The organism is Salinicola sp. 4072 (assembly GCF_036663415.1).
Classification (GTDB): domain Bacteria; phylum Pseudomonadota; class Gammaproteobacteria; order Pseudomonadales; family Halomonadaceae; genus Salinicola; species Salinicola salarius_A.
Genome location: NZ_JAXOVV010000024.1, coordinates 1 through 11,214, shown reverse-complemented (window position 1 = coordinate 11,214; position 11,214 = coordinate 1). Strand labels below are relative to the sequence as shown.

The following is an 11,214-nucleotide window of genomic DNA, read 5'->3' as shown; positions in this document are numbered from 1 at the left end:
CCTCCCTGCCTGTCTGTCCCGCTCAGTGGTGATGGTGATGATGGTGATGCCCACCCTCGCCCTCTTCGTCCTCCTCGGGCTTGCCTGCCGGGTCGCCGCCCGGTTCCAGCCCCGGCGGCATCGAGCCCTCCGCCGCCGCGCCATAGCGCCCGCGATGGCTCGACAGCACCACCACGCCGATCATGGTGGTCAGCAGCACGAGACCCGCCGATTCGAAAATCAGCATCGAGTCACCGAGCATTTCGTTGCCCAGTGACCTGACGGGATCGAGGCTTGCCGGCACCGGCTGGTCGGGAAAGGTCGCCAACAGAGCCATGGCGCCCAGTACCAGGAAACCGGCGACGCCGGCCCCGATGGCGATACGTTCCTGGTGAACCATGTTCATGGGATTCAGGCCGGCCGGGTTCATCATGAACATGACCATGAACAGCGCCATGACCGTCATTTCCACGGCCATCATGAAGAACATGGCGACGCCCAGGTATTCCGCCGCCAACAGGATCATGATCACGCCCACGGCGATGAACGACACCAGCAGGAAAAAGGAGGCCCGTACCATCGAGTCGGTGCGAAACACGCGCCACCCGGTAACCACCGCCAGCGTGGCCAGCAACACAAACGCGATATCGACACCGATGCCGTGATTCATGCTCTCCATCACAACAGCGCTCCTATCCCGGCCCACACCAGGTCGATGAACGACAGCGGCAGCAACACGACCCACATCAAGGTGACGCAGCGCTCCGGCGCCAGTCGCGGCAGTAACCGCCCGAGCAACAGCAGCACGATCAGTACCGCCAACATCTTGAGGGACATCCATAACGGGCCGGGCAGCCAGGGCCCCAGCCAGCCCCCCAGGAAGGCAGTCGCTGCCACGCCGCTGAACGCGACCAGCATGGCCGCCCGGGCCATGTCCCAGACCAGCCTTGGCGGCCCCGAGATCTCCGAGGCCGTGCCGCCGGCCAGGTCCGTCGAATCGGCCAGGTTCAGCGGCCCCCAGAAGGTCATGCCCAGGCCGACGATGAGAAACAGCGGTAGCCCCAGTGGCTGGCGAATGACATTCCACAGCCCTTCCTGCGAAGCCACCACCTGGGTGAACTGCAGCGATTCGGCCGGCAATGCCACACCGATCAGCACGAACATGCTGATCAGGATGTAGGAGAGCCCCAGCGCCACATAGCGGTACCCGCCGATCAACGCCAGTAACGAATTCGCCGACCAGCCATGCAAGAAGATGACGACGGTCGCCAGGGCTTCCACGCTGCCCCACAGCACCACGCTGGTGACCAGGTCCGTGGCGACCAGCGAGGCCGACCATGGCACCACCGCCAGCCCGCTCGCCGCCAACGCCAGATACAGGGCCGGTGCCAGCCGCCAGGCCCGCCAATCCGGCGCTTCGGTGGCATTGGCGTGCTGGGTCAGCAACCAGGCGCCGCGTGACATCGGCGCCAGCCAGACACGCCCGGCCTGAGGAGTGCCAAGCGCACTGGCAACCAGGCGATCGAGCACGGCGACGGCATAACCGCCGATAACCAGCATGAAGATCACCATGAGAACCGGCAGAAATAGCTCACTAAACATCGCTTCCGGTGCCTCCCTCTGCCGCCCGGGACTCTCCGGATGGCCGTGTGCCGACAGGTTGATCGGTCAACCCCGCGACATCCAGACTGGCGACCGCCGCCAGGGCATCGCCCCACTCCAGCCCGGGTAACAGCTCGTCGAAGAGCGCACTCGCATCCGCCGGCCGCCGCGCCGACCAGGGGCCACGCGGTGTCTCGACGCTGCCTGTCCGCTCCGTGTGTACCCTGTCGCGTTCGGCCAGACGGGCCAGATGGAGGGACTGATCGATTTCGTCCAGAAGCTGCCGCCAGCGAGCATGGGTATCGCCTTCGGCCTGGCAGACGGGAGAGAACCCCAGCCGTCGATAGCCGGCATCCTCCGAGCGCAGATCATCATCCATTCCGGCAGCTCGAGCGGCGGGCCCACCGATCATGCGCGCCTGCTCGGGGCCGAGCGCGCCGCCGCCCGCCGTCAGGCGAAAGAAGCCGCTACGTGATAGTGCGCGCCGCAATCCGTCGAGGGTGCTCGACGTCGACAATCCATGCGCCAGGCGCAAGGCCCTCAGGCTCACGTTCTCCAGGCCCGCCAGGTGAAACGCATGAAACAGCCGCTGCAGGTGATGGCGGGCCCGGGCAAGCTCGACCTCCGCAATGGGGACGGGGCGCTCGCGAGCGTTGAAAAAGATATCGTCGAGAGATTGTGGATACGGCGCAAATTGCGTTTGCCATGTCTGCACGAGATCCCCCTGCAGGGTGATCTCCGCCGCCATGCCGGGCGGAAACACGAAAAAGAACGGCCCCAGCCGGAAAGTCAGTGAATCCAGCGTCAATCCGTCGCGGATGTCATCCTCCATGTTCATGGCCATGGGCCGCCCGTAGGGCACCCCGCCCATCATGCCTTCACCGCCCTGGCCGAAATCGCCCTCGCCTTCCCAAGGGTTGGGCGGCTCGTCCGGCAAAAGACGATGGGTACTGCCGCGGCAGCCTTCCATCAGTTCGCGATGCGCCGTGACCAGTGCACCGGGCAGGTCGTCGAGATCGTCGATACGGGCCACGCGTTCCAGATGCGGCCAGGGTTCACTGCGAAACCACAGCGTCGTGAAAGGGTATGGCAATTGGTCATGCACCCGACGCAGGGGCTCGAAGCGGTCGGCCGGAATCTCCCCTGCCACCAGCAACACACTGGCGTGGCGCGGCGAATCGACCAGTTCGATTTGCGGAGAAAGCGCGAGATGCCGCAGCGCGCCATCACCCTGCTTACCCAGCACGGGAAACACGGGAACGCTGCCACGTGAGGCAAGTTTGTGCAGCCAGTTCACTGCCACTTGAACACCCCCTCACGCCAGGCATAGACGATGCCCACCGACAGGATGGCGAGAAACATGCCCATCTCCATCATGGCCTTCATGCCCGTCTCGACGAACACGACCGCCCACGGGTACATGAACATCATCTCCATCTCGAAGGCGATCAACAGCAGCGTCATGGAGTAGTAGCGAACGTGGTAGCGGCTCCAGGCGTGGCTGTCGGGCGTCCCCCCGCCCAGAAACGGCACGCGCTGGGACCAGCTGGGCCGCGGCTGGTGACGCATGGGCAGCCACTGCACCAGCAGCCCGGCGCCCAGTACCACGATCAGAATGATGAGAAGAGCGAACAGCTCCATGCGAATCCCTCGCGTCGCTGATTCAAACGAACCCGGGCCAGAGACAATGACCGCGGGCTCCAGTCCCTTCGCTGATAACCAGCCCTTTATAAAAGGGTAGGCGGCTCAGCTGAACGCAAACTGAATAAGCGTCCTCATTTAGCTCCCTGGATAAAGTAGGTTAACAATAGCCAAGGTGCGAGGCAGAGTCGGCCGTCACGCAGCCAGCGGCATCGGGTCATGCGGAAGAACTCGCTGCGAAAGTAACCCAGGTGAGCGATGGGACCACCAAAGGAAGTCAAGCCCAGCAACAGAAAGGCCGCGAAGACCTCTCTAATAAGTCCGGCAGGGCGTGGTGTCTGATTCTCCATCCGGGCTCCTTGCCATGGCTCTCTTACAAGGGACTGTCGTCTTTTAAGGCCTCGCCGGTCAGCTCTCTCAGCTGGCGTTTGGCCGTTTCAAGCCCTTCTCGACCTAGATCGGTCGCGCGATAGAACTTACGGCGAACGCTACCCTGATGCGCTTCGCGGGAGATCAGGTATCCCCTGTTCTCCATCGAGTGCAGCATGGGATAAAGAGTGCCGGGGCTCAGTCGATAGCCGTGACGCGCCAGCTCATCGATCATCCATTGTCCGTTGATTTCATGCTCGGCGGCATGGTGAAGGACGTGTAGTCTGACCAGGCCCACGAGCAAGTGATGATGCTTCATTGTATTGACTTCCGGTCTACCGAAAACGAAGATCGATATCGACTTTCGTTTTAGCAAGTCTTGCTCCTGATCGCAAGCCAACCCCCTCCTCTCATGGATTAGACAGATGTTGATAGAGAATGCGGTCTTGCTGGTAGCGACCGGCTTTGGCCTGGGATGGATATCCTGGGCACCGGGGACAATCGGGTCGCTGATCGGTGTGCCGTTGGCCTGGTGGCTGACACATCACTCGCCGCAACGCCGGGTTGTCATTCTGTCGGTACTGCTGGTCACGGCAGTGCCAATTTGTCATTGGGCTTCAATCTGGCTCGGCGGCGGAGATCTCTCCCAGATCGTCGCCGATGAGTACCTGGCGTTTCCGATCGCCATGCTCGGAATCACGGTGGCGCGCCGTGCCTGGACGATGGAAGTGGCGTTCGTGTTATATCGGCTGTTCGATGTCACTAAGCTATTGCCCATTGGCTATAGCGAAGCCATCGGTGGCGGCTTGGGTATCGTGCTGGATGACGTTATGGCGGCATTCTTTGCATGTATTGTGCTCTTTGTGGGGCTTACCCTGTGGCACCGTGGCATTCCAGGTGAAGCGATGATCCTGCCACCGTCACGCAAAAAACGGTCGATCGAAATGCCTGAGATGTGGCTTCGGGGAGGCGTCAGTTGAATGAACACCGAATTGGGATAAATCACGATATCCGGCGCCTTCCGGATTTTCAGGAACCATTCAGGAACCGGCTGTATCTTCGGCAAACAGATTCAGTCTCTCGATGAGCCATGAGAATATTACTGGTAGAAGATGATGAGCTGTTGGCGGAAAGTTTGGCAGAGCTTCTGGATGATGCTGGCTACCGCACCGACATTTCACCTAGTAGCCGATCGGCGTCTGCGCTCTCGGCTAGCGAGGAGTACACGCTGGTCATTCTGGACCTTGGTTTGCCGGACGGCTCCGGGCTGAGTCTCCTCTCCGACTGGCGGGACGCTAAGTGGTCTGTGCCGATACTGATTCTGACCGCAAGAGATAGCTGGATGGATAAGGTCGAAGGGCTTCGCGCCGGCGCCGACGACTACCTCACCAAGCCTTATCATGAGGAAGAGTTGCTGGCGCGCCTGGAGGCCTTGTTGCGTCGTCGAGGTAGTCATTTTTCCTCCCTTCTGGAGATCAACAATCTTCGGCTCGATGAGGCACGCCAGCAGTTCAGTCTGGATCACCAGGAGTGGCAAACACTCACCTCCACCGAATTTCGGCTTCTGCGCTACCTGATGCGCCACCCTGATCGCGTTCACTCCAAGCGACACTTGCTCGAACAACTCTACGCGCTCGAGCAGGATGCTGCGACTCCCAATCTCGTCGAGGTCTATATCGGCAGACTACGTCATCGGCTCGGACGTGAGCGCATCGTGACGCGCCGTGGTGAGGGGTACATGCTTGTCTCGGTTTAGCCGGCGAAGCCTACGCCTCCGGTTGCTGGGTAGCCTGGGCATTGCGGCGCTGATCGTCGTCGGGAGTACCTGGGTACTGCACGGACTGCTGCTGGACCAGTTGGCACGGAATTTTCTCGCCGATCGCTTACAGCAGGAATCCGAACTGGTCGTGCGCCGATTGCGCCTCGAGGGCCCGAGTGCCCTGTCGCTGCCACCTGATTCCAGCCCCGCCGAAACCTTTCACCACTTCTATCAGTTGCGGACCAACGGCCGTGTCTACGCGACTCACGATGCGCTCGAGACATTGCCGACCGGGGATACAGAAGGCGCGCAACTCTTGCAGTGGCGCGATCATCGACTGCTGCTGTGGCGAACCGGATTGATGCTTGCCGGCGAACCCGCCACATTGACGGTCGGCGAAGACTTCGCCGGCATCGAGCGAGGACTGACACGCCTTCACTGGTGGATCGGTGCAGCGGCCATGGTGCTGCTGTTGCTGTTGATACTGCTCAACCTGTTCGCGGTCAATCATGCTTTACGCCCGTTCGGTCGGCTATCGCGCCAGCTCATCGAGCTGCAACGCGGCGAGCGCCGCCGCCTGGACATCAAAACCGTCTCCGAGCTGAAAGCCCCCATCGCTCAACTCAATACCCTTCTCGACGAACATGAACGTCGTCAGCAGCGCTCGCGGGAGTCACTGGCCAACCTTTCTCACGCGATCAGGACGCCACTAACGGCGGTCATGCAAGCCCTTCGCTCAAAACGAGCCCTGGATGATCAACGTCGTAAGCAGATTCTGGCTCGTCTCGACGACATCGATGAAAAACTGGAGAGCGAACTACGCCATTCGCGTATCGCCGGCCAGTCTACAGGACAGCAACATACCGGCATGGCAGAAGTCATTTCCATGCTGGAAATGTTTCGTACCCTCTACCCCGATCGCATCTTCGTTCTCGATGACACCGCCGTCGTCGATTTCCGGATACCGCTGGAGCGTCAGGACGGCATGGAGATGCTCGGTATCGTGCTCGACAATGCCGGTAAATGGGCGCGCCAACGCGTCGAGCTTACGCTACTTCCCAAGCCCTGTTGCCTAAGGCTCGAGGATGATGGCCCGGGGGTTCCGGATATCATGCTCGAGCGCCTGGGCCAGCGAGGCGTCAGGCTTGATGAACAACATCGTGGCCACGGCCTGGGGCTCTCCATTCTGTCACAGCTCACCGAACGCTACGGCGGTCGTGTGACCTATGGCCGTTCACGACTGGGCGGGCTGCGGGTCGAAATCACGTTACACCCTGGCTCGGCACCGTGAAGATACTTTTCTCGTTTTGGCGGATCCATTCAGCCTCTTTTCAGCTTACCCACGTTTACTGTTGGCGAAGGCTCATGAACGCTCCGGAGATTCGTCATGCCAAGCAGAAACATCGCATTGTTGTTATCCGCAACATTCATGCTGGGTGCCCAAGTGGCCCACGCTTCACTGCCCGACCAGGCGACACTCTATAAAAGCCCTTCCTGCGGTTGCTGTGCCGCTTACGGCGATTATCTGAAGGAACGTGGTGTCGATGTCAAAGTCGTGGAAACCACCAACCTCGGCGAAATCAAAGAACGCCTTGACCTTCCTCATGGACTCGGGAGCTGCCACACCCTCGAGATGGGGGGCTACGTTGTCGAGGGCCATGTCCCCGGCGCAGCGCTCGATCGGCTTTTTGCCGAACGTCCAAGCGTTCGCGGTATAGCCCTGCCCGGCATGCCGGCTGGCACACCGGGGATGCCCGGCGATCAGGCTCGGGCCTTGAACGTGCATCAGTTCGACGATAACGAAACTCAAGTGTTCATGACCCTGCCGATATCGGCAGGTTGATTCTGGCACCCGGCAATCTGGTTTTGGTATCCGCCGGCCTCGATCAGCGGGCGAAAACATCATTTTTAAATATCCTTTCTCATAACAGCGGAGCTTTTTGATGAAATTCCTGTTTTTGCTTTTCACCTTGACTGCCGTCAGCGCCTCAGCCTTGGCAGATACCGGCCACGGTCAGTCACACCAAAGTGAGCCCGCGCCCAGCCGAACTATCGATATTCAGGCCGGAAGCATGTGGTTCGACGCCGACAAACTGCAGATTGAACCCGGTAAGACGGTACGTTTTCGGATCGAAAACGTATCCATGATTCCCCACGAATTTTCTATCGGCAGCGGCCGCATGCAGCAGATGCATCGAGAAATGATGCAACAGGGCGGAGACCATCACGGCGCTGAAGGCAGCGATAAGATGATGGGCGATCATCACAACGGCATGATGGATCACGGTGAGACCCAAAGCGCAGCCGTCACCATAGCGCCGGGCGAGACCGAGACACTGATCTGGACCGCACCCGAGCAGGGCGACGTCATCGAGTACGCGTGCTTCCTTCCCGGTCATTACGAAGCCGGGATGAAAGGAACCGTCACCTTGAAGTGACCCCCTCCAGAGCTGCACAGGCTATAGTGCAGTCATCAGGAGGACAGAATGAGCGACGATACCCCCATCAAGCGGTGGACCGCGAAGCGCAAAGCGTCCGTCGTCATGGACATCTTCAAGGGCAAGACCACGGTCGCGGAGGTCGCGCGACAGCATGACCTCACCGTCTCCGAGGTCGAAGGCTGGATCGATGAAGCCCAGCGCAACATGGAAAACGGGTTCAAGGCCCGCCCCAAGGATATCCGCGAGCAATACGAGTCCGACCTGCGGGAAACCAAGGAGGCGCTGGGCGAGGCCCACTTGCAGATCTACGCACTAAAAAAGTGGCGTCGCCTGCTCGACGAGGACGAGAACTCGTAAGGTCGCTGCAGGCGGAAATGGCCCAGGAAGGCCAAGTGGTCTCACTGGCCAAACTTTGCCGCTGGCTGGGTTTTCCTCGGCGCAGTCTGTATTACCGGCCCAAGGCGCGGCAGCGTGTCGTTAATACGGATCTGACGGCCCGGGTGAAGCTGACGCTGGAACGCTTCCCGAGCTACGGCTATCGCCGGCTAGCGTGTGTACTGGGCGAGAACCGCAAGCCGATCCAGCGCATCCTGCAACTCAAAGGCTGGCAGGTGCGCAAGCGGCCGCAAGGCTTCCGACCTCGCGCCAGACGCTTGCCGTCGATCACCTCACGACCCGATGAGCGTTGGGCCACGGATCTCACTCACGTGTGGTGCGGTAAGGATCGGCGGGCCAGCCTGGCGGTCATCATCGACTGTTGCACGCGTGAGATCCTCGGTTGGCGATTATCGGACAATGGCAGCAGCAAGACAGCGGAGGCTGCCCTGGAAGAAGCATTGATTTATCGACTGGGGGCACTGGGGCGCGTTCAGCAGCCACTCGCACTTCGCTCCGATAACGGGCTCGTCTTTAGCAGTCGCCACTACACGGGCACGGTGAAAGCCTATGGCCTCACGCAGGAATTCACGACACCGTATACACCGGAACAGAACGGGCTTGTCGAGCGTTTTTTCCGATCCTTGAAGGAGGAGTGCATCTGGCTTCACCGTTTCGAATCGCTGGGCCAAGCCAGGGTCGTGATCAATCGCTGGATCCGGTACTACAACGAAGAGCGGCCACATCAGTCTCTGGACTACGTGGCACCCCGAGCACACCCCGCATTAACGGCGTAGGGTGTGCAGAAACCAGGGGGTCATTACACCGAAAGCAGCGATCTCCAGTTGCTCTATAGTCGCGCGATAAGCCCGTTCTGGAACTTGCAGACGGGCGTGCGTCAAAGCTTCAATCCGGACCCTGATCGACGCTTCGCGGTCGTTGGCTTTCAGGGGCTGGCACCTTTGATGATGGAAACCGACACTGCGTTATTCGTCAGTGACGAGGGTGATGTCAGCGCAAGCACCGAATTCGAATATGAAATGCTACTCACTCAGCGATTGATCCTGCAACCACGACTGGAGCTCTCAGCATCGTTCCAGGATGTTCCCGAGTACGACATTGACCGCGGTTTTAACAGTAGTGAGATCGGTCTTCGTCTGCGCTACGACCTGATGAGGGAGCTAAGCCCATACGTGGGGGTTAGCTACGAACGTAATTACGATGATGATGAGTCAACAACTGCCTTGGTAATGGGTCTGCGCGCCTGGTACTAAAAGTCCAAGTTTTACATTAAGGGAGGATCACGATGTCATCTTTTCCATGGAGGGATACACCTGCTTACTACGGTCGAATCAGCCGCTGGCTACACTGGGGTATTGGCGCTCTGTTGCTATGGCAACTTGGCGGGATGGCAGCAAAAATATTATGGGGACACCCACAGTGGGTACAAGCCTGGCTTTCGACCCATCAACCCCTGGGCACGCTGTTGATGGGCTTGATTGTACTTCGCGCACTTTGGGCACTATTCAACTTACGCCACCGCCCAGCTCACGTCGGCAAGTTAGCCAAAATCGCGACTTTGTCGCACTTATTGCTCTATCTGCTAATGCTGGGAATACCGGCTCTCGGGCTCTACATGACCTGGCTCGGTGGTCAGCCCTTCGCACCTTTCGGCATACCTTTATTCGACGGCGGAAGCACCCAAGGTCCTCGGATGATGCAGGCTCGCCAGTGGCATGTCTGGCTTGGCTGGACCCTGCTGGCGCTGATTGTCGGTCATGCCGGTATGGCACTGCTTTGGCACGGCCTGATACGCCGGGATGGTACTCTTAGCCGCATAGCCGGGCCCCGGCGCCGCTGATCTAGCGTCAGTTCGAAGCAAGATTTCGAAGATATTCGGATGAAATAATTGGTAAAGCTCCCTGTTTCCAATCTTTTGATCCTCTTGAAGAGTCGATGGATCGGACCGAAAATACTTGTCGGACTCAGGGAGACTCATGCAGGAAACCACGAATGCCGTCTCATCGTCATAGGTGTGACGTATCCATCATGGTTTGAGGGATTCTAGTCGGTGTCCTTTATAATTCGATAGTTTGCATATGGATCCCGTGCGATCGTGTTAGACAATGCGGCCTTTCCCGATCCTTATGTTCGTCAAAATGCAGGACAAATGCAGCTATCATTCGGAAATTGGAAGACTCACTCGCCAAATAAGCTAACCAGTGCCGCTCTGCTGGTCGGTTCTTCAAGATTTATTTGCTGGCAACACGGCATCCCCTTCCCTCTACCGGCTACCGGCTACCGGCTACCGGCTACCGGCTATAGAAATATCATTTCCTATGCACCAAACCTTTTCAGTCATTTTAAACACCGTTAGTGGTCTGAATCTTCGAGCAGATTCGAGAAACGTTCGAAATACAGAGAGGCTATAAAGAAACAGAGTTTAACATAAGTGGTGCTATCATAGGTCGGACGAGGTGTCGTGGCATGAACATCTGAAGATCTATCTAATTTGGTGAAAGGATTGCAATGTGATAGAACAAGCAGAACCGCAAAGAAAACATTCACTTAGTGCAATTGACTTACGCCATCCCATTACCGGATTCGCTTTTCAAGTTTATCCATCAATATTCGTATCGTTTTCAGCTCCAGTTCAGATTCGTCGCACATACTTAGGCTGTACCAACTTTTAGGAGATTGTCATGAACCGTGGAATTCAAGCATTGACCTTAGCGCTTGCCGTGGCTATCACTGCCCCCGCCTTTGCCGCTCCGGGACATCAAGATACAGCGAACAAGATATTACAAGAAGGTAAGTACCTGATCTAAAGTTTTCGTGTAATATCCATGCCAGGATTTCTGACACGGACAGAACCATGGAAAAACGCTTCGTTGCCCCTCTCACTGAACCTGAACAACAGACGCTGACCTCCGCCTATCACCATGGCGAGAAGCGCGCTCTCCGTCGTCGGGCGCATGCCATTCTACTGAGTGACCAAGGCCATACTATTAACCAAATCAGTGAGATACTTCAGGTTCGCCGCGATGC

At 58.4% G+C, this 11,214-nt stretch carries 16 protein-coding genes and 1 pseudogene; 11 read left to right on the top strand and 6 right to left on the bottom strand.

Annotation, left to right across the window (positions count from 1 at the left end; genetic code table 11):
* Window positions 1–22: 22 nt before the first annotated feature.
* The 6 genes and pseudogenes from R3F72_RS14870 to R3F72_RS14845 all read right to left on the bottom strand — a co-directional run bounded on the left by R3F72_RS14870 (window position 23) and on the right by R3F72_RS14845 (window position 3,967).
* Window positions 23–658: an NADH-quinone oxidoreductase subunit J gene (locus R3F72_RS14870; RefSeq protein ID WP_303854793.1), complete on the bottom strand. Its 636-nt coding sequence runs from the start codon at window positions 656–658 to the stop codon at window positions 23–25.
* The gene (locus R3F72_RS14865) at window positions 658–1,581 is read right to left on the bottom strand and encodes an NADH-quinone oxidoreductase subunit H (protein WP_303854795.1); all 924 of its coding nucleotides are present in this window, start codon (window positions 1,579–1,581) and stop codon (window positions 658–660) included. Before R3F72_RS14865 ends, R3F72_RS14870 begins: the two co-directional genes overlap by 1 nt.
* Window positions 1,574–2,884 (bottom strand): hypothetical protein, encoded by a 1,311-nt coding sequence (locus R3F72_RS14860; protein ID WP_332780040.1) that lies wholly within the window; start codon window positions 2,882–2,884, stop codon window positions 1,574–1,576. The genes R3F72_RS14865 and R3F72_RS14860 overlap by 8 nt, the downstream gene beginning before the upstream one ends.
* Entirely contained in the window at window positions 2,875–3,222 is a 348-nt protein-coding gene (locus tag R3F72_RS14855; RefSeq protein ID WP_332780039.1) for an NADH-quinone oxidoreductase subunit A, read from the bottom strand. Before R3F72_RS14855 ends, R3F72_RS14860 begins: the two co-directional genes overlap by 10 nt.
* A 194-nt stretch (window positions 3,223–3,416) precedes the next feature.
* Window positions 3,417–3,572: pseudogene (locus R3F72_RS14850) on the bottom strand (chromate transporter); the annotation flags it as partial.
* Between the two features lie 23 nt (window positions 3,573–3,595).
* Window positions 3,596–3,967: a PadR family transcriptional regulator gene (locus tag R3F72_RS14845; RefSeq protein ID WP_256961300.1), complete on the bottom strand. Its 372-nt coding sequence runs from the start codon at window positions 3,965–3,967 to the stop codon at window positions 3,596–3,598.
* A gap of 49 nt (window positions 3,968–4,016) precedes the next feature.
* Between R3F72_RS14845 and R3F72_RS14840 the strand changes: the two genes are divergently transcribed.
* The 11 genes from R3F72_RS14840 to R3F72_RS14790 form a co-directional block, all read left to right on the top strand.
* Window positions 4,017–4,571, top strand: coding sequence for a phosphatidylglycerophosphatase A family protein (locus tag R3F72_RS14840; RefSeq protein ID WP_087719878.1), 555 nt, complete (start codon window positions 4,017–4,019; stop codon window positions 4,569–4,571).
* Window positions 4,572–4,681: 110 nt separating this feature from the next.
* Window positions 4,682–5,347: a response regulator gene (locus R3F72_RS14835; protein WP_087719877.1), complete on the top strand. Its 666-nt coding sequence runs from the start codon at window positions 4,682–4,684 to the stop codon at window positions 5,345–5,347.
* Window positions 5,334–6,641, top strand: coding sequence for a sensor histidine kinase (locus tag R3F72_RS14830; protein ID WP_143543288.1), 1,308 nt, complete (start codon window positions 5,334–5,336; stop codon window positions 6,639–6,641). The genes R3F72_RS14835 and R3F72_RS14830 overlap by 14 nt, the downstream gene beginning before the upstream one ends.
* A 96-nt stretch (window positions 6,642–6,737) precedes the next feature.
* Entirely contained in the window at window positions 6,738–7,193 is a 456-nt protein-coding gene (locus R3F72_RS14825) for a DUF411 domain-containing protein (RefSeq protein ID WP_081919659.1), read from the top strand.
* Window positions 7,194–7,293: 100 nt separating this feature from the next.
* Window positions 7,294–7,788 (top strand): cupredoxin domain-containing protein, encoded by a 495-nt coding sequence (locus R3F72_RS14820; protein WP_087719875.1) that lies wholly within the window; start codon window positions 7,294–7,296, stop codon window positions 7,786–7,788.
* 48 nt (window positions 7,789–7,836) lie between these two features.
* Window positions 7,837–8,148 (top strand): DUF1153 domain-containing protein, encoded by a 312-nt coding sequence (locus R3F72_RS14815; protein WP_035410216.1) that lies wholly within the window; start codon window positions 7,837–7,839, stop codon window positions 8,146–8,148.
* Window positions 8,149–8,165: 17 nt separating this feature from the next.
* The gene (locus R3F72_RS14810) at window positions 8,166–8,963 is read left to right on the top strand and encodes an IS3 family transposase (protein ID WP_087719874.1); all 798 of its coding nucleotides are present in this window, start codon (window positions 8,166–8,168) and stop codon (window positions 8,961–8,963) included.
* A gap of 3 nt (window positions 8,964–8,966) precedes the next feature.
* Complete coding sequence (locus tag R3F72_RS14805) at window positions 8,967–9,440, top strand: copper resistance protein B (protein WP_087719873.1); 474 nt, start codon at window positions 8,967–8,969, stop codon at window positions 9,438–9,440.
* A 32-nt stretch (window positions 9,441–9,472) separates the two neighbouring features.
* Window positions 9,473–10,027, top strand: coding sequence for a cytochrome b (locus tag R3F72_RS14800; RefSeq protein ID WP_087721111.1), 555 nt, complete (start codon window positions 9,473–9,475; stop codon window positions 10,025–10,027).
* Between the two features lie 841 nt (window positions 10,028–10,868).
* A complete protein-coding gene (locus tag R3F72_RS14795; protein ID WP_332780038.1) occupies window positions 10,869–10,994 on the top strand; it encodes a hypothetical protein in 126 nt (41 codons plus the stop codon).
* 47 nt (window positions 10,995–11,041) lie between these two features.
* Window positions 11,042–11,214, top strand: a 173-nt coding sequence (locus R3F72_RS14790; protein WP_332780065.1) for a helix-turn-helix domain-containing protein, incomplete at its 3' end; no start/stop codon positions are given.

What these genes read in the sequence shown, in the direction of transcription:
- R3F72_RS14815 (WP_035410216.1), top strand. Translation starts at nt 7,837, where the DNA reads ATGAGCGACGATACCCCCATCAAGCGGTGGACCGCGAAGCGCAAAGCG.
- R3F72_RS14820 (WP_087719875.1), top strand. Translation starts at nt 7,294, where the DNA reads ATGAAATTCCTGTTTTTGCTTTTCACCTTGACTGCCGTCAGCGCCTCA.
- R3F72_RS14800 (WP_087721111.1), top strand. Translation starts at nt 9,473, where the DNA reads ATGTCATCTTTTCCATGGAGGGATACACCTGCTTACTACGGTCGAATC.
- R3F72_RS14855 (WP_332780039.1), bottom strand. Translation starts at nt 3,222, where the DNA reads ATGGAGCTGTTCGCTCTTCTCATCATTCTGATCGTGGTACTGGGCGCC.
- R3F72_RS14835 (WP_087719877.1), top strand. Translation starts at nt 4,682, where the DNA reads ATGAGAATATTACTGGTAGAAGATGATGAGCTGTTGGCGGAAAGTTTG.
- R3F72_RS14810 (WP_087719874.1), top strand. Translation starts at nt 8,166, where the DNA reads ATGGCCCAGGAAGGCCAAGTGGTCTCACTGGCCAAACTTTGCCGCTGG.
- R3F72_RS14870 (WP_303854793.1), bottom strand. Translation starts at nt 658, where the DNA reads ATGGAGAGCATGAATCACGGCATCGGTGTCGATATCGCGTTTGTGTTG.
- R3F72_RS14825 (WP_081919659.1), top strand. Translation starts at nt 6,738, where the DNA reads ATGCCAAGCAGAAACATCGCATTGTTGTTATCCGCAACATTCATGCTG.
- R3F72_RS14865 (WP_303854795.1), bottom strand. Translation starts at nt 1,581, where the DNA reads ATGTTTAGTGAGCTATTTCTGCCGGTTCTCATGGTGATCTTCATGCTG.
- R3F72_RS14840 (WP_087719878.1), top strand. Translation starts at nt 4,017, where the DNA reads ATGTTGATAGAGAATGCGGTCTTGCTGGTAGCGACCGGCTTTGGCCTG.
- R3F72_RS14795 (WP_332780038.1), top strand. Translation starts at nt 10,869, where the DNA reads ATGAACCGTGGAATTCAAGCATTGACCTTAGCGCTTGCCGTGGCTATC.